The sequence below is a fragment of the Geothrix sp. 21YS21S-2 genome (assembly GCF_030846775.1).
In the GTDB taxonomy this organism is placed as follows: Bacteria; Acidobacteriota; Holophagae; order Holophagales; family Holophagaceae; genus Mesoterricola.
The window spans coordinates 4,069,740-4,093,884 of record NZ_CP132910.1; the positions used below are offsets into that span (position 1 = coordinate 4,069,740).

Below are 24,145 nucleotides of genomic sequence, written 5' to 3' on the forward strand. Positions count from 1 at the left end.
AGTCCCGCCCATGACCACGCTTCCCCCCAATGTGCTCCTGATCGACGACGATGTGGCCGTTCTGGGGATGGTGGGCGACGCCCTGACGCACTTCGGGATGAAGGTCCACGCCTTCTCCGAGGGGGACCGCGCGCTGCACCTGCTGGAGGACCCGGCCTCGCCCCTGTTCGACCTGGTCATCTCCGACATCAACATGGAGGGGATGGACGGCTTCGACGTCATCAACCGCGTGAAGGCCACCCGGCCCGGCCTGCCGGTGGTGCTCATGACGGGCCAGGCCAGCCTGGACTACGCCATCCGGGCCATGCGCATGGGCGCCTCCAACCTGTTCCAGAAGCCCCTGACGATCCGCGAGCTGGTCAACAGCGTCTTCCATCTGGTGGACCTCCACCGGGAGATCCGCCTGGCCGAGACGGGCCTCCGGGGCATGACCGAGGAGCGCCGCTCCTTCCAGACCCTGGCCGGGGAACTGGACATTCCCAGCCTCGTCTCCCACCTCACGGACCGCCTCGTGCCCATGGGCTTCGCCAAGGCCTCCAACGTGGACGTCATCGCCATGGCCTTCCATGAGGCGCTGGTGAACGCCCTGGAGCACGGCTGCCTCGAGCTGGACTCCAGCCTGAAGGGCGACATCTTCGCGGAGACCGACGCCTACGCGACCCAGCTCCAGCAGCGCCTCGCCGACCCCCGCTACGCCCACCGCCTCATCGAGGTGGAGAGCGTCCTCTCCCCCGAGAGCTTCACGGTGACCGTGCGCGACGGCGGCCCGGGCTTCGACACGACGACCGTCTCCACCCTCTCCGACGTGGACCTGAACAAGCAGTGCGGCCGGGGCCTTCCGCTGATCCTCCTGGTCATGGACCAGGTGGTGCACAACGCCAGGGGCAACGAGATCAGGCTCGTCCTCAACAAGAAGGACCCGCGCTGACGGGGTTTCCCCGCCAGCGCGGAGGCGTCCTACAGGGCCTGCTGGATGAAGGCCTTCAGGGCGGGCTTGGCCTGGCCGCCGACCTTCTGGTCGACCTTCTTGCCGTCCTTGAAGAGCAGGAGGGTGGGGATGGACATGACCCCGAACTGGCCGGCGACGACGGGGTTCTCGTCGACGTTGATCTTGACGATCTGGGCCTGGGACTGGAGTTCGCCCGCCAGCTCATCCAGGATGGGAGCGATCATGCGGCAGGGGCCGCACCAGGGGGCCCAGAAGTCCACGAGGGTGACGCCCGTGGCGACGGTCTGCTGGAAGTCGGCGTCGGTGATGTGCTTGACTAGATCTGACATGGATCTCCTTCATGGTTCGTGAAGCGGCCGGCTGGGTCCGGCTCAGGGAATGGGGAACAGGTTGTCCTGGGTCATGCCTCCCCCCCATTGGGCAAGCGTGAACACGGTCATGTACCGCTCGTTGGTGTCGCGCAGGCGCTGGGTGAGCACCTCGCAGAGGGCGTAGAGCACCTTCAGGGCGATGCCGTGGTTGGCTTCGATGAGGGTGCGCAACTCCCGGAGCGGGATGAAGAAGGCCTCGCTGGGGACGTTGGCCACGGCGTCGGCGGCGCGGGTGGAGAAGTCCACCAGGGCCATCTCGCCGAAGAAGGCGTTGGGCTCGAGGATGGCCAGGGCCTCCTCGCCGGTGGCCGTGTGCTTGGAGATGCGCACGGTGCCGTCGATCACGATGTACAGTCCGTCCCCCGCGTCGCCTTCCCGGAAGATGACCTCCTCCGCCCGGTAGCTTCGCACCTGGCCGATGATGAGCACCTGGGCGCGCTCCGTCTCGTCCAGGTCCCTGAACAACGGAGAGTCTCGGAGGAATTGTGTACTAATCAATGGGCGTCCAGATGAACGTGTCCGACGATGTCGAGGCCGAAGCCCCGGAGACCAATATACTTCTTTTCCGCCCTGCTCAGGAGCCGCATTTCTTTAACTCCAAGGGATACAAGGATATGAGCGCCTACTCCCACATCCCGGTCGCTCAGGGGGGCCTGGGGCGGGATCTCGGGGTCGGTGCCGGGGCGGCGGAGGTAGACCAGCACGCCCCGGCCTTCGGAGCGGATGGCGTCCATGGCCTCGTGGAAAGGCGTGGGCGTGAGCTTGCCGAAGCCGTCCAGGTCGTCCGGGAGGGTCTCCTGGTGCACCCGCACCAGGGGCGCCGGACCGCCCTCGACCTCGCCCAGCACGTAGGCGAAGTGCTGGCTGCCGTCCAGGAGGCTCTCGAACCGGTGCACCTTCAGGGTGCCCCAGGCGGTCTCGCGCACCGTGGTGCCCACGCGCCGGATGATGGGGTCCACGCGCAGCCGGTGGGCCACCAGGGCGGCCACGGTCACCAGGGGCAGGTTGAACTTCTCGCAGAAGGGCACCAGGTCGGGCACCCGGGCCATGGTGCCGTCGTCCTTCATGATCTCGCAGATGACGCCGGAGGGGTGCAGGCCCGCCAGGCGCGCCAGGTCCACGGAGGCCTCGGTCTGGCCGGTGCGGGCGAGGACGCCCCCCGGCTTGGCCCGGAGGGGGAACACGTGGCCGGGCTTGACGAAGTCCGAGGGCTTGGCGCCCGGGGCGACCAGCGCCTTGATGGTGCGCGAGCGGTCGTGGGCGGAGATCCCGGTGGAGGTGCCCTCCCGGGCCTCCACGCTCACGCAGAAGGCGGTCTCGAAGGGGCTGGTGTTGTCCTGGACCATCTGGGGGATGTGGAGGTGGTCCAGGAGCGGGCCCTCCAGGGTGGCGCAGATGAGCCCCCTGCCGTGGGTGGCCATGAACGCGATGATCTCGGGGGTGACGTGCTCGGCCGCGAGGGTGAGGTCGCCCTCGTTCTCCCGGTCCTCGTCGTCCACGACAACCACCATCCGGCCCTGGCGTATGGCCTCGATGGCCGTTTCGATCGATGAAAAAGGTGTGGTCACGGCAGATCCCGAAAAGATGATTGTATTTCAGAAGTGTCCCCCCGCCCCCGGGGAACCTGCGGAAGGCTCGCGGCATCCAAGCACCGGGAGCACCCAGCGGGGGATCATGCTAGGATTTTGTCCAAGCATACACTTATGAGAGAGGGGATCTCCATGTCCCAGGGTCTTATCCAAGGTTCAATGCGCGAGGCGCCCCTGCCGGATATCATCCAGCTGGTGAGCCAGGGTGGGAAGACCGGCTGCTTCCATGTCTCCGAGGAGTTCCACAAGGCGCGCATCTACCTGAAGGACGGTCGCATCGTCCACGCCGTCTCCAACGACTGCGAGGGTCTGGACGCCATCTACGAGGTGGCGCTCTGGCTGGACGGGCACTACCACTTCGAGGAGAACGACGGCGGCGTCGAGGTGACCATCACCAAGCCGAACCCTTCCATCCTCATGGAGATGCACCGCCGCATGGACGAATGGCGGGTCATCAGCCAGAAGATCCCCTCCCTGGACCTGCACCCCCACACCACGCTGCTCCCCGGCGAGACGCCCTCGGGCGTGAACCCCCGGGAGGCCCGGCTCCTGACCCTGGCCACGGGCTACTACACCGTCGCCGAGCTGGCCGAGGTGCTGGAGAAGCCCGTCCTCAACATCGCCAAGGACCTCTACGGGCTCGTCATGGGCGGCCACGTGGTGCTCAGGGGCGTGCGCAGCGGCAAGCGCCCCGAGGTGCCCGGCAAGCCCGCGCCCGTGGCGGAAAAGCCCCTCCCGGCCCCCCTCCCGCCCCCGCCGCCCCCCCCGGAGCCGGAGGTCCACCCGGTCACCGAGCCCATGGGCCTCGCCCCGGAGCCCCCGCAGCTGCCGGCGGAGCCCGAGATGCCCGTGCGGGTCGAGCTGCGGCCGCCCCCGGCCGCGCCCAAGCCCATGGTCCCCGCCCAGGATCCGGTCCGGCTGGCCAAGCTCACCAACTTCACCCAGCGCATCGTCCAGACCGCCAAGGGCGCCCTGCCGCCGGAGCACCACGAGATGGTGCACCGCCTCCAGGCCAAGGCCAACCAGCAGCTCGTCGCCGGCGAAGGCCCGGAGGCGGTCAAGAACCTGGCCCTGGCCGTTTCGCGGGGAGCCGTGGACGCCGGGTGCGACGGTGATACCGTCAAGAACCTCAACGCCCACCTGAAGGCCCTGTTCGCCAAGTAGCGCCCCGGAAGCCCGCATGACACGATCCCGCCTGACCTCAGCCCTCCTCGCCATCCTCGCGCTCCTGGGCACCCTGGCGTGCGTGGATCCCAAGCCCGGCGACACCGGAACCACGCCTCTCTACGTCTACGACAACGCCAGCCACCAGGTGCTGGCGTGGGACGACGTCAACACCATCGCCAACCTGGCGGCGGACAGCACCGCCCCCGCCGCGGCCCGGGTCATCAAGGCCGACGTCATCACCAACCTGGGCACCCTGGCCTGGGGCGGGATGGTCCTGAACCCCAGCACCAACAGCCTGTACCTCGTCTCCGAGACCGGCAGCGTCGTGCGGGTCAACAACGCCAGCACCCAGAACGGCACCCTCAGCTCCACCACGGACATCGTCACCTTCACCCTGGGCAACACCAGCTCCGACCGGCTCTCGTCGAGCGTGTTCTCCCAGGCCGCCGTCGACACCTCCACCGGCACCCTCTACGTGCTGGAGACCGGCTCGAGCAACGCCTGGCGCATCTGGATCGTCAACAGCCCCGGCGCCATCGGCTCGGGCGGCGTGGCCGGCGCGGGCAGCTACCTGGACAGCACCGTCTCCCAGGACACCGGGGGCGCGGCCATCGCCGCGGCGGGCTCGGGCAACCTGATCGGGTTCTTCCGCAGCGGGGCGACGGTGCCCGACACCCTGGGCGTGCTCAACTCCGGGCCGCGTCTCCGGCTCTCCTCGGGGTCCTCGTTCCAGTACAACACCCAGGTGCTCGTGGGCGGCAGCACCCTCCTGTGGGACGGTTCCACCACGCCGGCCTACGCCTCCCTGGCCTACGACACGACCTTCAACCGGCTCTACGTGGCCCGCCCCATCGCCTCCGGCAGCGCGGTGCTGGCCGTCAACCAGGGCCAGTTCTCCGTCGGCAACATGAACCAGGCCCCCTTCGCCGTGATGCCGGACACCGCCGCCGCCCTGGCCGGCCTGCGCCTCATCGCGCATGCCAGGGTCAAGGACTGGATGGTGGGGGCCGACTTCACCTCCTCCGCCACCACCACGGGCACCGGCGCCAACCTCCTGCGCGTCTGGAAGGGCCCCTCGTCGAAGGCGGCCTCCGTGCGCTACTACCTGGCCGCCGGCGTGGAGATCCGGGGCCTGGCCCTGGACGGGAGCAAGTAGCATGGTCTTCTTCCGGCTCCTCGGGCTGCTGGTCCGCGATGTGGTCAACGATCTGTTCCGGCACCGGGGCCAGCACTTCCTGGCCGTGCTCACCCTGGCCTCGGGCCTGCTCCTGGCCGGCGGGGGCCTGCTGGTGGTGCAGGGACTGGACCGGTGGGTCTCGCGCATGGAGGGCCTGGCCCGCATCACGGTCTTCGCCAACGAGGGCGGCGGGCTGGACCAGGCCGAGGGCCAGCTTCGCCGGGACCCGCGCTTCGCGGCCGTGCGGCGCATCTCCTCCCAGGAGACGACCCGGCGATTCATGGAGACGACCCGCGACGCCGGCCTCATGCTCAAGAGCCTGGGCGAGCCCATCCCCGAGACCCTGGAGCTGAGCCTGCGCCCCGACCTGCTGGCCGCGCGCAAGGCCATCGAGGTGGGCGAGAGCCTGCGTTCCCTGCCCGGCGTGGGCGACGTGGTGGTGGACCAGGAGCGCCTGGAGGGCCTCCAGAAGACGGCCCGCCTCATGCGCTCGGCCCTGAGCTCCTTCGGCGTCCTGCTGCTGGTGGCCGCGGGCTTCGCCACCGGCAACGTCATCCGCATGTGCGTCATGACCCGCGAGGAGGAGATCACCATCATGCGGCTGGTGGGGGCCACCGAGGGTTTCATCCGCACCCCCCTCCTGGTGGAGGGCGGCGTGCTGGGCCTCCTGGCCAGCATGGTGGCCGTCCTGGGCCTTCTGGGCCTCTGGTGGCCCGTGGCCCACGGCATGGGCCGCCTGTCGCCGCTCCTGGTGGAGCTGGCCAGGCTCGGCTTCTTCTCCGCGGGCAACCTCGCCCTGATCGCCTTCATCGGCACCGCCACCGGCGCCCTCGGCGCCCTGTGGGGCTTCTGGAGCACCCAGAGGGCGCTGCGGAAGTCCGAAGCCCTGATGGAGCAGCGCGGCGCTTAGTTTGACTGGGTGGGCTCATCCGCAGGGTCGGCCCACCCAGTCAAGCTAGCCCCGCAAGAGACCTTCCGCGGCGCCCAGGGCCGAGGGCGTGCCGTTCAGGGCGACCCTGTCCCCCGCCTGGAGCCGCAGCCCCGGAGAGGCCGGGAGCCACTGCCCGGCGCGCTCGACGGCCACGATCGCGGGGCTTTGGGCCTCCTCCAGGGCCAGCTCCAGGTCGCCCAGGGGACGGCCCGCGAAGGGGGACTCCGGGGCGAGGGGCAGCGCGGCCAGGACGTGTTCCGCTTCGGGGGCGCCCTCCCGCCAGGGACGCCGCACGCTCTCCAGCAGCCACTGGGAGCCGAGGGTGGAGCTGCGCCGGGGGATCCGCCTGAGGATCCCCACGCACACCAGGATGCCCGCCGCCAGCGCCAGGGCGGGTCCCCGGGGCAGCAGGGGCTGGACCACCGCGAGGCTCGGGGCGGCCAGGGCCAGGAGCAGGGCGGCCTGCAGCCCGGGGGTGCCGGCGAGCTGGCCCGTCCTGCGGTACAGCGCCCAGCCCAGGAAGACCAGGCCCGCCGCCACCAGCACCCCTGCGGCGAGCGGATGGGCGATTGCCAGGGGGTGGTGCCGGGTCTGGATGGCGCCGATGGCGAGGAGGTTGAAGAGAAGGGCGTCCACGAAGAGGTAGCCGATGGGGGTGCCGGCGGCCCCGCCGGAACCCCTCCCGCGCAGGCCGGTGGTCCAGCCGTGGATACGGGCGAGTGAGCGGTGGACCGGGGCCGGAATGGCACGGTCGAAGAAGCGGGCGATGGCTTCCCCCCGGCGGAAGAAGAAGGGCCCCGCCACGGCCGTCACGAGGGCGACCCCCACCACCACGGGCAGGGCCTGGGGAAACCGCATGCCCGCGGCGGCGCCCACGCCCACCAGGACGAAGGAGAGTTCGCCGGGTTGGGCCAGGGTCAGCCCCACCCGCAGGCCGGAGGGCGCCGGGATGCCCGCCGCGGCCGCCCCGAGGGCGCCGCCGGCGGCGCTGCCCAGGAGCACCACGGCCGAGAGGAGCAGGATGGGGCCGGCCTGGCCCGCCAGGACCCGCGGGTCCATGAGCATGCCCACGGCCACGAAGAAGATGGCGCCGAAAAGGTCCCGCACGGGGAGCACCAGGCGCTCGATGGGGCGCACTCGCCGGCTCCCGGCGGCCAGCATCCCGGCGGCGAAGGCCCCCAAGGCGGGGGAACACCCGAACTTGGCGGCCAGCACGGCGCAGGTGAAGCAGGCCCCCACTGAGGCCACCAGCAGGGTCTCGTCCCGGCCGTGGTCGGCGGCCCAGCGCAGCAGGCGGGGCAGGAGCAGCCCGCCCAGCCCCAGGAGGCCTGCCAGGAAGAGTCCCACCCGGGCCAGGGCCCAGCCCACGCCGCCGGCCGCGGCCGACGAGGTGTCCAGTCCGGCCAGGAGGAGGATGGCGAACAGGTCCTGCACCACCAGCACCGAGAACACCAGGTCCCGGAAGGGGCCCTTGGCGCCGTGCTCCTCGAAGAGCTTGGCGATGATCATGGTGCTCGACACCGCCAGGGCCGCGGCCATGAGGGTGCTCTCCCGCGGGCCCCAGCCCAGTCCGCGCCCGGCCAGGTAGCCCAGCCAGGTGGTGAGGCCCACCTGGACCACCCCCAGGAACACCGCGGGGACCCCCTCCCGGGCCAGCTTGCGGAAATCGAATTCCAGCCCCACGGAGAACATCAGCAGGATCACGCCCAGCTCGGCCAGGGTCTGGACGTTCTGGAGATGGGCCACCAGGGGCACCGGCACGTGGGGCCCCACGATGAGGCCCGCGAGGAGGTAGCCCAGCACCGCGGGCTGGCGCAGCCGGCGGAACAGCAGGGTGGTCAGCGCCGCCACGCCCAGGACGGTGGCGAGATCAACGATCAGCAGGTGCGAATTGGACTCCATGGCCTTGAGATGCGTCCAGGGCCGGGTACGTTTCAGGCCCCCCGGGAAACCTTCACCAGGGCGTCCAGGGCCTCATGGCTGCCCATGGCCAGCAGCACGTCCCCGGCCTCGAACACCTCGGCGCCGGTGGGGTTGAAGCGCAGGCCCTCCATGGGCCGGTTGATGCCCACGATCAGGGCCCCGGTGCGGTCCCGCAGCCGGACTTCGCGCATGCTCTTTCCCACCAGGAAGGACTCGGGCCGCACGAGGATGTGCTCGATGGCCATCTCCATCTGCTTCTTGTCGAGGATGACGTCCACGTAGTTCAGGAGGTCCGGCGTCAGCAGGAGCGAGGCCATGCGCCGGCCGCCGATCTCGTAGGGGCTGACGATGTGGTCGGCGCCGGCGGCCTTGAGCTTGTTCTCGGTGCCCAGCTTGGTGGAGCGGGCCACGATGGAGAGCGCCGGATTCATCTGCCGGGCCGTGAGGGTCACCAGCACGTTGTCGGCGTCGGTCTGGAGGGTGGTGATCAGGCCCTTGGCCCGGGCGATGCCGGCCCGCTCCAGCATCGCCTCGTCCATGGCGTTGCCCACCAGGAACAGCTCGCCCTCGAACCGGGCGTTGTGGCTCTTGCTCTCGTCCTTCTCGATGAGGACGAAGGGCACGCCCACCTGCTTGAGCTCCCAGGCGGCCTGGAACCCCGTCTTGCCGAACCCGCACACGATGATGTGGTCCTTGAGGGCGTTGAGGCGTTTCTGCATGCGTCGCTCCAGGAAGTAGCCCTTGAGGTCCCCCTCCAGCAGGAGGGCCAGGAGATTGGAAAAGGCCATGCCCACCACCACGATGCCGGTGATGATGTAGGCCATCGTGAAGATCTTGAGGCCCGGGCTGGCCGGGTGCGAGTCCCGGAAGCCCACCAGGGTGGTGACGGCGTAGTAGAACCCGTCCAGCCACCTCGCATGGTCCAGGACCCGGAAGCCCACGGCCCCGGCCACGGCCACGATGGTGAGGAGCCACAGGGACTGCGCCAGGCGCCGGATGGGCGGGAGCTCCTTCATCGGAGCCCTAGCCCCATCCGCCCTGGGCGAAGCGCTGGAGCTTCCCGTCGGCGTCCCGCACGGCCAGGGCCCTCGCCACGAACCGGCCCACGGGGTCGGCCTCGAGGTTGACCTCGGCGCCCGCGGCCATCCCCTCCAGGCGCGTGCGGCGCACGGTCTCGGGAATCAGGGCCACGGTGAACCAGTCCGAGCCGCAGTCCACCACGGTCAGCGACAGCCCGTCCACGGCGATCGAGCCCTTGGGCGCGGTCATGGGGGCCAGGTCCGCGGGCATGGAGAAGCGCCACAGCCCCTCCCCCCGGGTGCGCTCCAGGAGCCGCCCCACGCCGTCCACGTGGCCCGCGACCAGGTGCCCGTCCAGGGGGTCCCCCACGCGCAGGCTGGGCTCCAGGTGCAGCAGGTCCCCCGGCGCCAGACGCCCCAGGGTGGTCTTGAGGAGGGTCTCGTCGGAGAGGTCGGCCTGCCAGGTGCGCAGGTCCCGGCTCACGGCCGTGAGGCAGGCGCCGTTGGTGCAGATGCTGGCGCCCTCCTCGGCCCTCTCCAGGAGCTCGGGGGGCGCGGCGATGACGAGGCGGGCCCCCCCGGCGCGGGGCTGGCGGGCTTGAAGGGTTCCGAGATGGCGTACGAGACCGGTGAACATGACTAGGCTTCCTCGGCTCCAGTGTGCAGCACGCTGTTGCGCTGGCCATAGGCAAAATAGATCACGAGGCCGATGGCGAGCCAGACCACGAACCGGACCCAGGTCACCCAGGGCAGGCCCCAGGCGACCCACACGCAGGCCAGGATGCCCGCCGGGGCCAGAACGAAGATCCAGGGCATGCGGAAGCGCCGCGGGGCCTCGGGCCGGCGCAGGCGCAGGATCATGACCGCCCCGCACACGATGGAGAACGCGAACAGCGTGCCGATGTTGGTGAGCTCGACCACCTCGTCGATGTTGAGCAGGGCCGCGGGAACGGCCACCAGGACCCCGGTGAGGAAGGTGGCGTTGGAGGGGGTGCGGTGCCTGGGACTGAGCTTGCCGAACCAGGGGCCCAGGAGCCCGTCCCGGCTCATGGCCATGAAGATGCGGGGCTGGCCCACCTGGTACACCAGGAGCGCCGCGGTGGTGGCGATGACCGCCCCGAAGGAGATCACCCCGGCCACGCCGGCCATGTGGTTCTGGGTGAAGATGTAGGCCAGCGGGTCGGCCTTGCCGGCCAGCTGGGTGTACTTCAGCATGCCCGTGACCACCAGGGCCACCAGGGCGTAGATGACCGTGCAGATGCCCAGGGAGAAAAGGATGCCCCGGGGCAGGTTGCGGCCGGGATCCCTGCATTCCTCCGCCGTGGTGCTCACGGCGTCGAAGCCGATGAAGGCGAAGAAGATGATCGCGGCTCCCGCCTGGATCCCCTTGAATCCGTGGGGTGCGAAGGGGTGCCAGTTCTCCGGGTGCACGAAGCGGAAGCCGATGGCCACCACCGCCATGAGGATGGCCACCTTCACCACCACCATGACGGCGTTGGCGCGGGCGCTCTCCTTGATGCCCAGGTAGACCAGGTAGGTGACGAGCACCGTGATGACCACCGCCAGCAGGTTCATGGTGAAGGGGAAGCCGTGGACCAGGGGCGCCTCCCGGAGGACGTCCCAGTTGGCGAAGAAGGAGGCCCCGTCCAGGTGCCCCGCCCGGGCCTGGGCCAGGACCTCGAGTTTCCGGGACAGCGAAGCCGGCGGCGTCCCCTGGACCAGCGCCAGGGCGCTCCGGGGGTCCATGGCGAGCCAGCCCGGGATGCGGATGTGCAGGACGTTGGCCAGGAAGCTGCGCGCGTAGTCGCCCCAGGAGATGGCCACGGCCACGTTGCTGACGGCGTATTCGAGCAGGAGGTCCCAGCCGATGATCCAGGCCATGAGCTCGCCCATGGTGGCGAAGGCGTAGGTGTAGGCCGAGCCCGACACCGGGATCATGGACGCCAGCTCCGCGTAGGCCAGGGCCGTGAAACCGCAGCCCACGGCCACCAGGAGGATGCTGATGACCAGGGCGGGGCCCGCGGGCCAGCGCCCGTCGGCCAGGTTCCCGGCGGCGGCGGTGCCGATGCTGGAGAAGATGCCGGCGCCGATGATGGCGCCGATGCCGAACATGGTCAGGTCGAAGGTGCCGAGGTTCTTCTTGAGCTGGTGTTCCGGTTCATCCGCCTGGGCCCGGAGGGATTCGAGGGACTTCGAGCGGAAAAGTTTTTTCAGCATGGGGGGATATCCTGACGTCATTCTTGGATTGGGGTGGGCTGTGTTCATGGTAATGGGAAAGCGCTGCACTTGGGGACATACCTGAATGGACCTCTGGCGGGACAGGCGTCTGCGGCTCACCGTGACCCGGCTGGGCATCCAGTACCTCGTCGCCATGCTGGCCATGGGCGCGGCGGCGGTGAACACCGGCAACAACCTCCTGTACCTGGTCTTCTCGCTGATGCTGGGACTGTTCCTGGCCTCGGGCTGGGTGAGCCGCCGCGCCATCCAGGGGCTCCACCTGCGGTCCGTGGAGGAGGGCAACATCTTCGCCCGCGTGCGGGGCGGGATCCGGGTGCGGTTCCGGAACGACGCGCCCGCCCGCATGCGGGGCGTCGAGATCCACCTGGACATGGAGGACGCCCGGGTGGAACCGGGGTTCCTGGCCGGGGGCGAAGGGCAGGGAGATGCCGTGGCCACCCTCCACGTCAAGCCCGCCCGCCGGGGCTGGGCCGGGCTGCGCTCCGTGGAGTTCCGCACGGGCTTTCCCTTCGGGTTCCTGGAGAAGGCCTGGCGCTTCCCCCTGGAGCAGCGGATCCTCATCCTCCCCCACCCCCGCTCCCTGCCCCCGCGCCAGGACGCGGAAGGGGACCGGTCGCGGCCCCGGACCCGGCCGGGCTCGGCGAGCCCCGACGGGGCCAGGCCCTTCCGGGACCGGGATCCCCTGAGCCGGGTGCACTGGAAGCGAACCGCCCAGCGCGGGTCGCCCTGGGTGCGCACCTTCGAGGACGAGGAGTCCGCCGGGGTGCGGCTCCGGCTGGACCTGGGGGCCTGGGAGCCCGGCGGCGCCTTCGAAAGGGAGCTGGAAGTGCTCTCGGGCAGCATCCTCCAGGCCCGCCTGCAGCGGCGCCAGGTCCTGCTGGACCTCTCGGGCCTGGACGGGCGGGTGGAGCTGGAGGGCTACACCCGCTGCTGGCGGGCCCTGGCCCGGGCCCAGGCCGGAGGCCTGTGCAGGGGGCCGGAATCTGACTAGGATGAATTGACTATTCGCTTCGAGGTGGACATGTACTTCAACGACCCCCAGTCCCACGCGTGGGACGCCCTGGTGGAGGCGGCATGGAAGGCCTGGGAACATGCCCACGCCCCCTATTCCAGCTTCCACGTGGGCGCCGCGCTCCTCCGCGCCGGGGGCGGCATCGTCGCCGGCTGCAACGTGGAGAACGCGGCCTACCCGTCCTCGCTCTGCGCCGAGCGCACCGCCATCTGCGCCGCGGTCTCCCAGGGGATGAAGCCCGGGGAGATGTCGGCCCTGGTGGTGGTCACCGAGGCCTCCACCCTCACGCCGCCCTGCGGCGCCTGCCGCCAGGTGCTGGCCGAGTTCGCGGACGACCTGCCCATCCTGCTGGTGAACCGGCATCACCGGACCCTCCACAGCCTGGCCGACCTCCTTCCCCACGCTTTCACGGTGCGGAACCTCAACGCTTGATCCATCCTTGAGCCACCGGGAGTCCCTTCCGGTTCGAAATCCAGAGGCGCGCAATGGCCATTGACCGAGCCAAGATCCAGAAGCAGGCCGAGACCTTCATGGGCCAGGGCCGGCTCGATCGCGCCATTGATGAGTTCCTCAAGCTCATTGATGACAAGCCCGACGACTTCAACCTCATGAACCGGGTGGGGGACGCCTACCTGCAGGCCGGCAAGCTCCCCGAAGCCATCGAGATGTTCAAGCGGGCCGGCATGGGCTTCGAGCGGGGCGGCTTCAACGCCAAGGCCAGCGCCGTGTTCAAGAAGGCCCACCGCACGCAGCCCGACGACCTGGACATCTGCGAGCGCCTGGCCGAGCTCTACCGCCAGACCAACATGATCAAGGACGCCATCCAGATCCACATCGAGGTGGCGGAGTCCTTTACCAAGAAGGGCCTGCTCAAGCGCGCCCTGGAGGAATTCGCCAAGGTCGTGGACCTGGATCCCAAGAACCTGAAGAACAAGGTCAAGCTGGCCGATCTCTACAACAAGGAGGGCATGCGGGAGAAGGCCGCGGCCATCTACCTGGAGGTGGCCGAGGCCCTGGCCCTGGAGCAGATGCACGTGGAGGCCAGCCAGATCCTGGAGCGGGCCAAGACCATGGTCTCCACCCCCCAGGTGTTCCTCACCCAGTCCCGCCTCGCCGTCATCCAGAAGGACCTGCCCGCCGCCGCCGCCCACCTGCGGGAGGGCCTCGCCGCCAACCCCCGTTCCGCGGAACTCCTGGATGCGCTGGCCGAGGTGGAGCTGCAGTCCAAGGCCCCGGACCGGGCCCTGGAGGCCCTGTGCGAGGTGCCCCAGCTGCCCGAGAAGTCCCTGGCCCTGGCCGAGCGCGCCCTCCGGGAGATGGTGCGCGGCGGGAACGTGGTCGAGGCCCTGAAGCTCTTCAAGCCCATCGGGCGCGAATTCGGCCGCCGCGGCCTGGGCGAGGCCGCCGCCAAGGCGCTGCGGGGGGGCCTGCACGGCGCATTCAACGCCGAGGCCTGGATCCAGCTCGCCGACATCGCCCACCAGTCCGGGAACCGCGTCGAGCAGGTGGAGCACCTGCGCCGGGCCTACGCCTTCGCCCTGTCCAAGGAGGACGAGGAGGTGGCGGGCCAGCTCCGCGCCCAGCTCAACGGAATGGGCATCAAGGACCTGGACGAGACGCCGGCGGTGATGGCCTCCACCGCCCCGCCCTCGGCCACCTACGGCCCCGGCTCCGAAGCGCCCGCGGAGCACTCGGACGTGGACGTGGCCCGGCGCATGCAGATCCAGCAGCTGGAGCGGGATGCCGAGCACGCCCTGAAGAACCGCTTCATGGACCGGGCCCAGGAGACCTACAACCGGATCCTCGATCTGGACCCCGCCAACTACAACGCCATCGTGCGCATCGCCGAGATCCACCGGGGCACCGGCGTCCTGAGCAAGGTCCAGATGCACTACGTCAAGCAGGCCGAGAAGCTCGCGGAGCTGGGCCACAAGGCCCTGGCCGTGGAGCTGCTGGACCTGGCCGAGGCCATCTTCCCCGGCTCCACGCGGCTCTACAGGCGCAACCTCGGCCTCATGGAGGCCCAGCCCCGCCAGGCCGCGGCGCCCCCGCCCATCGCCCTGCCGGCCCCCGTGGAGGAGCTGCCGGTGCTGCCGATGGAGCTGGAGCCGATCCAGGAGCTCCCCGCCATCTCCCTGGACCTGGACCGGAGCCGCCCCGGCGTGCCCATGGTCCCCGAGCCCCTGCAGTCCATCGAGGCCCTGGAACTGCCGCCAGCCCCCGAGCCTTTCATGGAGGGCTTCGACATTCCCGCCTGGGAGGTCCTGGAACCGCCGCCCCAGGCTGTCGCCGCCACCACCGGGGCCTACCCCAGCCAGCCCGAGTACGAGTGGTCCGAGATCACCGCCGCCGGCGCCGAGGAGCTTCCGCCGCTGGAGCTGGAACCCCTGCCGTTCCCCACGGACCAGCCCGCCGCGGGTCCCGTGGAGGTGAGCGCGGACCTGGCCTCGACCCTCTCCGACATCGACTTCCAGCTGGACTACGGCAGCCCGGAGGAAGCCAAGATCGAGGTCGAGTGCGCCCTCCAGATCTACCCCAGGCACCCCGAACTGCTGTCCCGCCTGGACCAGGCCGAGACCGCCCTGCAGCGCCTGGGCAAGAAGCCCGGCGCGGGAAAGCTGTCCGAGGCCGATTTCGAGCACTCCTTCTTCGACCTCTCCGACGTGCTGGGCGACGCCCTCCTGGAATCCGGCGAAGGCGAGGAGATGCACGACGCCACCAACGTGGTGGAGAAGATCCAGAGCGTGGACGAACTGTTCAACGCCTTCCGGGAAGGCGTGGAGCAGCAGGTCAAGGGCGACGACTACGACACCCACTACAACCTGGGCATCGCCTACAAGGAGATGCTCCTCCTGGACCCCGCCATCGAGGAGTTCAAGAAGGCCATGCGCGACCCCGAGCGCACCCTGGAGTGCTGCTCGATGCTCTCCATCTGCGAGCAGGCCCAGAACAACCCCGAAGCCGCCGTGGCCTGGCTGCGCCAGGGCATCGAGGCCCCGGGCTTCCCGCCCGAGGACGCCATGGGGCTCCACTACGACCTGGGCCTGATCCTGCTGGAGCAGGGGCGCCGGGACGAGGCGCTGGAAGAGTTCCGCATCGTGGCCGGACAGGATCCCGACTACCGGGACGTGGCGAGGATGATGCAGTAAAAAATCCGGCGCCTTTCTGAGCCTGAGACTCTATCTTTAGTGGGTCCGAGGCTGCCATGCCCACCCCCGAAACCATCCTGCCCCCCCACCTGGCGCGCTACGTCGTGCCCCAGGACTACGGGGACTACACCCCCCGGGATCAGGCCGTGTGGCGGCACATCCTCACCCGGCTCACGGCCCACCTGAAGGACCGCGCCCATCCCAGCTACCTGGAGGGCCTGGCGGCCGCGGGCATCGGGGTGGAGGCGATCCCCAGCCTGGAGGAGATGGATGCGCGCCTGGCGACGATCGGATGGCGGGCGGTGGGGGTGCGGGGCTTCATCCCCCCGGCGGTCTTCACGGAGATGCAGAGCCTGGGCGTGCTGGCCATCGCCGCCGACATCCGCTCCGCCGACCACATCGGCTACACGCCGGCGCCCGACATCGTCCACGAGAGCGCGGGCCACGCGCCCATCCTCGCGGACCCGCACTACGCCCAATACGTGAAACGCTGCGGGGTCGCGGGCTTCAAGGCCATCGCCAGCCGGGAGGACCAGGCGGTGTACGAGGCGGTGCGTCACCTGAGCGTCGTGAAGGAGGACCCCGCCAGCTCCCCGGAGGACGCGGCCCTCGCCCAGGCGCGGCTCGCGGCGGCCCAGGCCAGCCGGACCTACGTGAGCGAGAGCACCCGGGCCAGCCGCCTCTACTGGTGGACCGCGGAGTACGGCCTCGTGGGGAGCCTGGACGACCCGCGCATCTACGGCGCCGGCATCCTCAGCTCCCTGGGCGAGGCCGCGCACTGCCTCACGCCGGAGGTGGAGAGGGTCCCCCTCTCCTTGGACTGCGTGGACCGGGACTTCGACATCACCACCATGCAGCCCCGGCTCTACGTCGCCCGGGACTTCGGGCATCTCTTCGAGGTGCTGGACGCGTTCGAGGCCACCCTCAGCTGGAAGCGGGGCGGCCTCCACGGGCTCCGGGAGGCCCTGCGCTCGGGTACCGTCAACCACCTCGTGCTGGACACGGGCCTGGAGGTCACGGGACGGGTGGCGCGCCGGGTGGCGGGCATCGTGGCCCTGGACGGGCCGGTCCAGGTATCGAGGGGCGGGCGGGCCCTGGGTCCGCCGTGGCTGGGGCAGGCCCTGGTGGCCTTCGGCTCGGGCGCGCTGCCGGAGACGGGGGCCTTCGCCCTGGAGCTGCCCGGCGGGGTGCGGGTGTCCGGGTTCCGGCTGGGCGGGGGCGAGGTCATCGACCTCAAGGGCGCCTCCGGGACCGGGCCCCTGGACCTGCCCTCCCGGGCGCTGCTCTTCCTGGCGGGAAAGCTGCCCAGCGTGGCAGGCGGTCCGGCCGATGCCGAGGCCTGGGACCGCCACTTCGGGGGCGGACCCCCGGGCGACGCCGAGCGTCTGGCGCGCCAGCGCAAGGCCGGGTCCCTGCCGCCGGACCTGGCGGCCCTCTACGAGGAGGTGGCAACCCTGCGCAGGCGCGGGGAGGCCGCCCCGGAGCGCCTGCGGGAGATCCGGGCCGCGCTGGCGGCCTTCCCCGGGGACTGGCTCCTGGCCCAGGAGATCGAGGAACTTCTCACCCCCGCCGCCTCACATGAACTCGACGACCCGGAGGATCCATGACCTGGACCGAGAAGGACAACAGGCTCGTGCGGGAGATCCGCACACCCGATTTCATGACGTCGTTCAACATCGTGAGCCGTCTGGTGGCGCCCGCCGAGGCCATGAACCACCATCCGGACGTCGCCTTTGGGTGGGGCTACGTGCGCATCACCCTCACCACCCACGACGCCGGGCACGTGACGGACAAGGACCGCACCCTGGCGGCCCGCTTCGACGAGGCGGTCAAGCCGTTCGGAGTGTAGAGCCCGATCCCGAGGCGCCCCAGGGCTGCAGGGCCTGGGCCGCGGGCTGCACCGGCTTGCCGGGGCGCTGCAGGAGGGTCAGCTCCAGGGCGGTGCCGTCCCCGGCCGTGAGCCAGGCGCCCTCCCGGTTCCAGGCCAGGGTGCCCGCCGGGGCCCCGTCCGGCCGCAGGCCCCCCACGGCGCAGACCTTGAGGGTCGTGTCCCGGAAGGGCAGTTCCGCCCCGGGCCAGGGATGGAGGCCGCGCACCTGCCGGTGCAGGGTCAGGGCGGGCAGCCGCGGATCCAGGAGGGCCATGGCCTTGTTCAGCTTGGAGGCCACCGTGGCGCCGGCGCCGTCCTGGGGGACGGGGGCGGCGGTGCCCGCCTCCAGGGCGGGGAGGTGCTCCAGGAGGAGGTCCGCCGCGTCCGCGGCCAGGGCCTCCAGGAGGGTGTCGGCGGTGTCGCCCAGGCCGATGGGGCGCCGGGTCTGGGCCAGCACGGGACCCTCGTCCAGGCCGGGGGTGATGCGCATGAGGCCCACGCCCGTCTCCGGATCGCCGGCGAGGATGGCGTGGTTCACCGGGGCGGCCCCCCGCCAGCGGGGCAGGAGGGAGAAGTGGAGGTTCCACGCCCCCAGCCGGCAGCCGTCCAGCATCCACCGGGGCAGGATGTGCCCGTAGGCCACCACCACCGCCAGGTCGACGCCCAGCGCCTCCCAGGCCTCCCGGGTGGCGGGATCCTTCCAGGAGAGGGGCTGGTGGACCGGAAGGCCCAGCTCCAGCGCCGCGCGCTTGACGGGCGGGGCCTCCAGGTGGCGGCCGCGCCCCTGGGGCCTGTCCGGGTTGCAGAAGACCGCCGCCACGTCCCTGGCGCCCGCCAGGGCCCGCAGGACCGGGACGGCCGCCGCCGGGGTTCCCAGGAAGGCCGCGCGCACGGGTCAGGCCCTCGACTTCGCGTACTTCCGCTGGATGATCTGGCGCTTGACGGGTCCGAAGTACTCCACGAAGAGCCGGCCCCGCAGGTGGTCGATCTCGTGGCAGAAGGCCCGGGCCAGCAGCTCCTCGCCCTGCAGCTCCACCCAGTCGCCCTGGGCGGTGCGGGTCTTCACCCACACCTTCATGGGCCGTTCCAGGACCTCGTGGATGCCGGGGATGGACAGGCAGCCCTCGGGCCCGACCTGGGAGCCCTCCTCCTTCACCACTTCCGGATTGATCAGGACGATCCGGGCGGAGGGGTCCGCGCCGCAGGACGTGTCGATGACGGCGATATTGAGATTCACGCCGACCTGGGGAGCGGCGATGCCCAGCCCCTCCTCGGCGTACGTCGTCTCGAAGAGATCGGCCACCAGCTGATCCAGCTCGGGCGTCCAATCCCCCACATCACTTGAATTTATCTTCAACCTGGGATCGCCCCAGGTGAGCACTGGTCGTACGGCCATGACACCCTCGGTCAATCAGTTTAGGACAAACGGCATTCCTTTGATAACCTAGAAGATCCTGGCCAATGGCCTGCCCGTGGAGAACCCATGCTTCGCAATTTCCGCCAAGTGTTCAAAGGCAACCAGACCCCCATGGCCGTGGTCATGATGGTGGTGCTGCTAGGCCTTGTGGCCTACCTCGCGCCGAGCGGGGCCAGCTCGGCCGCTCCGGACAACGTCCTGGCGCGGGTCTATGGACGGGACGTGCTGAAGCGGGACGTGGACTCCATGATCGGGCAGTACCTCAAGCGCATGGGCAAGCAGGCCAACATCGAGACCCTCATGCCCATGCTGCAGAACCAGGCCCTGGACAGCCTCATCAGCAACCAGCTCCGGCTGGAGCTGGCCGAGCGCCACGACATCGTCGTCACCGACGCCGAGGTGCGCGCGGCCCTGGAGGCCCGGCTCCGCAGCATCCCCCTCTTCCTGAACGACAACGGCCAGCTCAAGGACTCCGCGGACATCAACTCCGTCCTGCGCGAGAACGGCACCTCCCTCAAGCAGTGGGAGATCGAACTGTCGAGTGAGCTCAGCCTGCGCAAGCTGGTGGGCCAGGCCGCCTCCCGCGTGCCCGTCGACCAGGCGTGGGTGGACCTCGAGAACCGCGTCCGCAACGAGAAGATCAGCTACGAGTTCGTCACCGCCGCTCCCGATCCCTCCGGGATCGCGGATCCCGGGGAGGCCAAGCTGCAGGCCTTCCTCAAGGACTCCGGCGCCCGCTTCCAGGAGGGCCCCCGCAGGATCCTCGCCTACGTGGCCGTGGACCAGGCCTCCCTGGGCCTCGCGCCCGTGGACGACGCCAAGGTCAAGGCCCTGTACGACGGCCGCAAGGCGCAGTACACCGAGCTCAAGGCCAGCCACATCCTCTTCAAGGCCGAGAATGAATCCCAGGTCGGTGAGGCCTTCAAGAAGGCCGCCGAGCTGCGCGTCAAGCTCCTGGCCGGCCAGGACTTCGCCAAGGCCGCCGAGGCCTTCAGCGAGGATCCCAGCGCCAAGGGCAAGGGCGGCGACCTGGGGTGGTTCGCCCCCGGCCAGATGGTCAAGCCCTTCACCGACGCCGCGGCGGCCCTGAAGACCGGCGAGATCAGCCAGCCCGTGAAGACCCAGTTCGGCGTCCACCTCATCCGCCTGGAAGGCCGGCGCGAGAAGCCCTTCGAGTCCGTCAAGGAGGAGCTGCGCGCCCAGATCACCCGCGACACCTTCGCCGCCAAGGCCAAGGACAAGCTGGAGCAGCTCCGTAAGCGCGCCGGCGAACGCGGCGACCTCGCCGCCCCCGCCCGGAACCTGGGCCTCAAGATCGCCACCAGCAAGCCCCTCACCGCCAACGACGCCGCGGGCCTGGAAGGGCTGCCCGGCAGCCAGGGCCTGGCCGGGGAGGCCTTCCGCCTCGAGGTGGGCCAGGTCTCCAAGGTGCGCATGGCCGGCGGCTCCTACGTGGTCTTCCGCGTGCAGGAGGAGCTCCCCGTCGCCGTTCCCCCCCTCGCCGACATCAAGGCCAAGGTCCTGGAGGCCTGGAAGCTCGAGGAGGCCCGCACCGCCCTCAAGGCCAAGGCCGCCCAGGCCGCTGGCGACCTGAAGGCCCTGGGCACCCCCGAAAGCAAGGACGGCGTCACCATCCAGAGCCTGGCCGAACTGGGCCAGCACCCCGCCATCCGCAAGGCCCTCCTGGAGACCCCCGCCGGCAAGGCCACGCCCGCCTGCTGGACCCCCGACGGCAAGCTCTGGGTCGCCCGCATCAAGGAGCGCACCCCCGCGGCATCCCTCACCTTCGAGACCCGCCGCACCCTGGTGGAGGCCCTCCAGACCGGCGTGGCCGAGAAGCTGCTCACCGCCGAGCTGGTGACCCTGGCCGAGCAGGGCCGCAAGCGCCCCGGCTTCAGCTCCCTCTACGGCCGCTTCGGCGGCATCTGGAGGAACGAGGAAGCCCTCAAGCGCATGGGCAGCGACGTTCCGGACGCCCCCGACTTCGAATAGAAATTCCGGCCCGCGCGGGGCATACTCGGGGCTCCACCCACCGGAGCCCCCCATGAGCCTGTCCGGAAAGACCCTCTTCATCACCGGCGCCACCCGGGGCATCGGCCTCGCCATCGCCCTGCGGGCGGCCCGGGAGGGCGCCCGGGTGGCGATCTTCGGCAAGACCGCCGAGGCCCATCCCAGGCTCCCCGGCACGGTGTATTCCGCCGCCGACGCGGTGCGGGCCGCCGGCGGCGAGGCGCTGCCCCTGGTGGGCGACGTGCGCAGCGAGGAGCAGGTGCTGGCCGCCGTGGCCCGCACCGTGGAGGCCTTCGGGACGCTCGACATCCTGGTGAACAACGCCAGCGCCATCTCCCTGACGGGCACGGCGGCCACGGAGATGAAGCGCTGGGACCTCATGCACCAGGTGAACGCCCGGGGCACCTTCCTGTGCTCCAAGGCCTGCCTGCCCCACCTGGAGAAGGCCGGAAACCCCCACATCCTGAACCTCTCGCCGCCGCTGGACATGCGGGCCAAGTGGTTCGCCCCGCACGTGGCCTACACCATGGCCAAGTACGGCATGAGCCTGTGCACCCTGGGCATGGCCGGGGAACTGGCCAAGGACGGCATCGCCGTGAACTCCCTGTGGCCGCTCACCACCATCGATACCGCCGCCGTCCGCAACCTCCTGGGCGGGGAGAGCCTGGCCAACGCGAGCCGCAAACCCGAGATCATGGGGGACGCCGCGGCCGTGATCTTCCAGCGCCCCTCGCGCGCCTGCACGGGAAACTTCTTCATCGATGAGGAGGTCCTGAGGGCGGAAGGGAAGACCGACTTCTCCGAGTACGCCGTAGTGCCCGGAGCGCCGCTGGTGGCGGACTTCTTCCTTCCGGATGCAGTCAGGGAAGCCACAGACACGGCGCTCATCGTCATAGGCTGAGGCCATCTTCTCTCGGCGATCCTCGGCCTCCTCGGCGCCTCGGCGTTGGTTTTTTTCTGGGATGGGCCGGCGCATTTGATAGAAGCGCCGAAACAACCTTGAACAATCCAGCGCCGAGGAAGGACTACCTGATGACGTCGCAGCCCATGAAGGCCTGCAGCACCTTGGGGATCTTCACGCTGCCGTCGGGCTGCTGGTAGTTCTCCAGGATGGCGACCCAGGTGCGGCCCACGGCCAGGCCGCTGCCGTTGAGCGTGTGCAGGGGCTGCGGCTTGCCGTTGGCCCCGCGGTAGCGGATGTTGGCGCGCCTTGCCTGGAAGTCCCCGAACCAGCTGCAGGAGCTGATCTCCCGGTAGGTGTTCTGGCTGGGCAGCCACACCTCCAGATCGAAGGTCTTGCGGCTGGAGAAGCCCATGTCGCCGCTGCAGAGCAGTACGCGGCGGTAGGGGAGCTCCAGCGCCTCCAGGATGCGCTCGGCCTGCGAGGTGAGGTTCTCCAGCTCCTCCAGGGCCTGCTCCGGCGTCGCGAAGGCCACCAGCTCCACCTTGTGGAACTGGTGCTGGCGGATGATGCCCTTGGTGTCCTTGCCGTAGCTGCCGGCCTCGCTGCGGAAGCAGGGGGTGAAGGCGAAGTGGCGCAGGGGGAGCTGCTCGGCGGGGAGGATCTCCTCCCGGTACATGTTGGTGACGGGCACCTCGGCGGTGGGGATGAGGTACAGCGGATCCTCGCCCCGGAACGTCTTGAAGAGGTCCTGCTCGAACTTGGGCAGCTGGCCGGTGCCGTACATGCACTCCGGCAGCACCAGGTAGGGCGGGAGCACCTCGGTCCAGCCGCGATCACCGTGCTGGTCGGCCATGAAGGTGATGAGGGCGCGGTCCAGCTTGGCGCCCAGGCCCTTGAGGATGGAGAAGCGCGCCCCGCTGAGCTTGGCGGCCCGGTCCAGGTCCAGGATGCCGAGCTTCGTGCCCAGGTCCACGTGGTCCAGGGGCTTCTCGATGACGGCGGGGGTGCCCCAGCGCTTGATCTCGACGTTGGCGTGCTCGTCCCTGCCCACGGGGACGCTCTCGTGGGGCAGGTTGGGCAGCGTGGCCATGAAGGCCCTGAACGCGGCCTCGGCCTCCTTCTCGGCGGCCTCCAGGGCCTTGAGGCGGTTGCCCACCTCCCCCTGGGCGGCGATGAGGTGGCTGGCGTCCTCCTTGGCGCGCTTCAGGCGGGCCACCTCCTCGGACACCTTGTTGCGCTCGGCCTTGAGGGCCTCGGCCTCCTGGATGATCCGGCGGCGCGCCGCGTCCAGCTCCTGGTAGGTCTCCTGGTCGAAGACCACGCTGCGCTTGGCCAGGCCCTGCACCACTTGATCCAGGTCGTTGCGGAGAAGGGCGGCGTCGAGCATGGCGGTTCCTCAATGGGTAGAGGACCAGTGTATCAGACGGGCTCTCCGGCCCAGGAGACCTCGAAGGCGCGCCGGATCTCGTCCGTCCCGAAACCCGCGCCCAGCGCCAGCGAGAGCTTGGCCAGCGCGGCCCAGGGCGTGTGCCGGCCCCCGGAGATGGCCCCCTGGGCCCGGGCCTGGCGGCCCAGGTCGTAGGTGGCGAGGTCCACGCCCCCCGAGATGCACTGGCTGATGATGACCACCGGCAGGTCCTGCGCCCGGCAGTGCTGCAGGAGCGCCCGCAGGTCGCCGCGGTCCATGGGGAGGTTGCCGGCCCCGTAGGCCCGGATGAGCACGCCGCGGCAGCCCGGGTCCGGAAGGCGCCAGGGCATGCCCGGGAAGGGGGCGTACACCTCGATGGCAGGCTCCAGCGCCAGGCCGATGCGGGGCGGCACCTGGCGGGGGAAGGCGCCCGCATGGGGGTGGATCTGGACGTGGAGGCCCAGCTCCGCCAGGGGAGGCAGGTTGGGGGACTCGAAGGCCTCGTAGCGGTGCACGCTCACCTTGTCCGCGGCGACCCCGCGCAGCCAGTGGTCCCCGAAGCAGATGCCCACTTCCGGGACGCCCCTCGCCGCGAGGGTCACGGCGTCCACCAGGTTGCCCCGGGCGTCGCTGCGCACGTAGGCCAGGGGCCGCTGGCTGCCGGTGATCACCACCGGCTTGTCCAGGCCGGCCAGGAGGAAGCCCAGCACCGAGGCCGTGTAGGCCATGGTGTCGGTGCCGTGGATGAGGACGATGCCGTCGCTTTGCGCAGCCGCCTCGACGATGAGCCGGGCCAGGACGAGGATGTCCCCGGGCTCCGTGGTGGCCGAGTCCTGGTTGAAGGCCACGACCATGCGCAGATCCGCCAATTCGCGCAATTCGGGCACCTGGTCCAGGATGCGGTCCAGGGAGGGGCCCGGGGCGAGGCTGGCGTCCTCCCCGGGCCCCATGCCCAGGGTGCCGCCCGTGTGGATGAGGGTAACGGTGCGCATCGTCATGCCATCAGTCTAA

At 70.2% G+C, this 24,145-nt stretch carries 22 protein-coding genes; 11 read left to right on the forward strand and 11 right to left on the reverse strand.

All coding sequences use genetic code 11. From position 1 onward, the window contains the following. Nucleotides 1–10 precede the first annotated feature (10 nt). Nucleotides 11–928, forward strand: a complete 918-nt coding sequence (locus tag RAH40_RS17990) for a response regulator (protein ID WP_306598976.1) — start codon at nucleotides 11–13, stop codon at nucleotides 926–928. Nucleotides 929–957: 29 nt separating this feature from the next. Here RAH40_RS17990 and trxA read toward each other — a convergent pair whose 3' ends face one another. Genes trxA through ribB form a run of 3 tightly spaced genes read right to left on the reverse strand, consistent with a single transcriptional unit; the run spans nucleotide 958 to nucleotide 2,888 of the window. Beyond that, on the reverse strand, nucleotides 958–1,278 hold the full coding sequence (gene trxA / locus RAH40_RS17995) for a thioredoxin (RefSeq protein WP_306598977.1): 321 nt from the start codon (nucleotides 1,276–1,278) through the stop codon (nucleotides 958–960). A 42-nt stretch (nucleotides 1,279–1,320) separates the two neighbouring features. Further along, nucleotides 1,321–1,785 carry a Crp/Fnr family transcriptional regulator gene (locus RAH40_RS18000; protein WP_306598978.1) on the reverse strand — a complete coding sequence of 155 codons (465 nt, stop codon included), beginning with the start codon at nucleotides 1,783–1,785 and terminating at the stop codon, nucleotides 1,321–1,323. Nucleotides 1,786–1,814: 29 nt separating this feature from the next. Further along, the gene (gene ribB, locus RAH40_RS18005) at nucleotides 1,815–2,888 is read right to left on the reverse strand and encodes a 3,4-dihydroxy-2-butanone-4-phosphate synthase (RefSeq protein ID WP_306598979.1); all 1,074 of its coding nucleotides are present in this window, start codon (nucleotides 2,886–2,888) and stop codon (nucleotides 1,815–1,817) included. A gap of 180 nt (nucleotides 2,889–3,068) precedes the next feature. Here ribB and RAH40_RS18010 point away from each other — a divergent pair, with 180 nt between their 5' ends. The 3 genes from RAH40_RS18010 to RAH40_RS18020 are packed head-to-tail and all read left to right on the forward strand — an operon-like array spanning nucleotide 3,069 to nucleotide 6,163. Then, nucleotides 3,069–4,073 carry a DUF4388 domain-containing protein gene (locus tag RAH40_RS18010; protein WP_306598981.1) on the forward strand — a complete coding sequence of 335 codons (1,005 nt, stop codon included), beginning with the start codon at nucleotides 3,069–3,071 and terminating at the stop codon, nucleotides 4,071–4,073. A 16-nt stretch (nucleotides 4,074–4,089) separates the two neighbouring features. Continuing rightward, entirely contained in the window at nucleotides 4,090–5,232 is a 1,143-nt protein-coding gene (locus tag RAH40_RS18015) for a hypothetical protein (protein ID WP_306598982.1), read from the forward strand. Nucleotide 5,233: 1 nt separating this feature from the next. Continuing rightward, complete coding sequence (locus RAH40_RS18020; RefSeq protein WP_306598983.1) at nucleotides 5,234–6,163, forward strand: ABC transporter permease; 930 nt, start codon at nucleotides 5,234–5,236, stop codon at nucleotides 6,161–6,163. 45 nt (nucleotides 6,164–6,208) lie between these two features. Here the strand turns inward: RAH40_RS18020 and RAH40_RS18025 are convergent, their stop codons facing one another. Genes RAH40_RS18025 through RAH40_RS18040 form a run of 4 tightly spaced genes read right to left on the reverse strand, consistent with a single transcriptional unit; the run spans nucleotide 6,209 to nucleotide 11,343 of the window. Beyond that, on the reverse strand, nucleotides 6,209–8,086 hold the full coding sequence (locus RAH40_RS18025; RefSeq protein WP_306598985.1) for a cation:proton antiporter: 1,878 nt from the start codon (nucleotides 8,084–8,086) through the stop codon (nucleotides 6,209–6,211). Nucleotides 8,087–8,118: 32 nt separating this feature from the next. Further along, complete coding sequence (locus tag RAH40_RS18030; protein ID WP_306598986.1) at nucleotides 8,119–9,123, reverse strand: TrkA family potassium uptake protein; 1,005 nt, start codon at nucleotides 9,121–9,123, stop codon at nucleotides 8,119–8,121. Nucleotides 9,124–9,130: 7 nt separating this feature from the next. Continuing rightward, a complete protein-coding gene (locus RAH40_RS18035; protein WP_306598987.1) occupies nucleotides 9,131–9,763 on the reverse strand; it encodes a riboflavin synthase in 633 nt (210 codons plus the stop codon). A 2-nt stretch (nucleotides 9,764–9,765) separates the two neighbouring features. Next, nucleotides 9,766–11,343, reverse strand: coding sequence for an amino acid permease (locus RAH40_RS18040; protein ID WP_306598988.1), 1,578 nt, complete (start codon nucleotides 11,341–11,343; stop codon nucleotides 9,766–9,768). An 85-nt stretch (nucleotides 11,344–11,428) separates the two neighbouring features. Here RAH40_RS18040 and RAH40_RS18045 point away from each other — a divergent pair, with 85 nt between their 5' ends. The 5 genes from RAH40_RS18045 to RAH40_RS18065 are packed head-to-tail and all read left to right on the forward strand — an operon-like array spanning nucleotide 11,429 to nucleotide 17,374. Next, on the forward strand, nucleotides 11,429–12,355 hold the full coding sequence (locus tag RAH40_RS18045; protein ID WP_306598989.1) for a DUF58 domain-containing protein: 927 nt from the start codon (nucleotides 11,429–11,431) through the stop codon (nucleotides 12,353–12,355). A 6-nt stretch (nucleotides 12,356–12,361) separates the two neighbouring features. After that, nucleotides 12,362–12,808, forward strand: a complete 447-nt coding sequence (locus tag RAH40_RS18050; protein ID WP_306598990.1) for a cytidine deaminase — start codon at nucleotides 12,362–12,364, stop codon at nucleotides 12,806–12,808. Between the two features lie 53 nt (nucleotides 12,809–12,861). Next, nucleotides 12,862–15,525 carry a tetratricopeptide repeat protein gene (locus RAH40_RS18055; protein ID WP_306598991.1) on the forward strand — a complete coding sequence of 888 codons (2,664 nt, stop codon included), beginning with the start codon at nucleotides 12,862–12,864 and terminating at the stop codon, nucleotides 15,523–15,525. A gap of 56 nt (nucleotides 15,526–15,581) precedes the next feature. After that, on the forward strand, nucleotides 15,582–17,132 hold the full coding sequence (locus tag RAH40_RS18060) for an aromatic amino acid hydroxylase (protein WP_306598992.1): 1,551 nt from the start codon (nucleotides 15,582–15,584) through the stop codon (nucleotides 17,130–17,132). Beyond that, complete coding sequence (locus tag RAH40_RS18065; RefSeq protein ID WP_306598993.1) at nucleotides 17,129–17,374, forward strand: 4a-hydroxytetrahydrobiopterin dehydratase; 246 nt, start codon at nucleotides 17,129–17,131, stop codon at nucleotides 17,372–17,374. The genes RAH40_RS18060 and RAH40_RS18065 overlap by 4 nt, the downstream gene beginning before the upstream one ends. On the opposite strand, the gene RAH40_RS18070 is transcribed toward RAH40_RS18065, so the two are convergent. Together RAH40_RS18070 and def are read right to left on the reverse strand one after the other, a co-directional pair. Beyond that, nucleotides 17,355–18,287: a methionyl-tRNA formyltransferase gene (locus tag RAH40_RS18070; RefSeq protein ID WP_306598994.1), complete on the reverse strand. Its 933-nt coding sequence runs from the start codon at nucleotides 18,285–18,287 to the stop codon at nucleotides 17,355–17,357. The genes RAH40_RS18065 and RAH40_RS18070 overlap by 20 nt on opposite strands. A gap of 3 nt (nucleotides 18,288–18,290) precedes the next feature. Continuing rightward, nucleotides 18,291–18,791: a peptide deformylase gene (def, locus tag RAH40_RS18075; RefSeq protein WP_306598995.1), complete on the reverse strand. Its 501-nt coding sequence runs from the start codon at nucleotides 18,789–18,791 to the stop codon at nucleotides 18,291–18,293. Between the two features lie 87 nt (nucleotides 18,792–18,878). Here def and RAH40_RS18080 point away from each other — a divergent pair, with 87 nt between their 5' ends. Both RAH40_RS18080 and RAH40_RS18085 read left to right on the forward strand, forming a co-directional pair. Further along, nucleotides 18,879–20,804 (forward strand): peptidylprolyl isomerase, encoded by a 1,926-nt coding sequence (locus tag RAH40_RS18080; protein WP_306598996.1) that lies wholly within the window; start codon nucleotides 18,879–18,881, stop codon nucleotides 20,802–20,804. Between the two features lie 52 nt (nucleotides 20,805–20,856). Continuing rightward, complete coding sequence (locus tag RAH40_RS18085) at nucleotides 20,857–21,723, forward strand: NAD(P)-dependent oxidoreductase (protein ID WP_306598997.1); 867 nt, start codon at nucleotides 20,857–20,859, stop codon at nucleotides 21,721–21,723. 124 nt (nucleotides 21,724–21,847) lie between these two features. Here RAH40_RS18085 and serS read toward each other — a convergent pair whose 3' ends face one another. Then, a complete protein-coding gene (gene serS, locus RAH40_RS18090; protein ID WP_306598998.1) occupies nucleotides 21,848–23,113 on the reverse strand; it encodes a serine--tRNA ligase in 1,266 nt (421 codons plus the stop codon). Between the two features lie 32 nt (nucleotides 23,114–23,145). Beyond that, nucleotides 23,146–24,132, reverse strand: a complete 987-nt coding sequence (locus tag RAH40_RS18095) for an asparaginase (RefSeq protein WP_306598999.1) — start codon at nucleotides 24,130–24,132, stop codon at nucleotides 23,146–23,148. Between the last annotated feature and the right edge of the window lie 13 nt (nucleotides 24,133–24,145).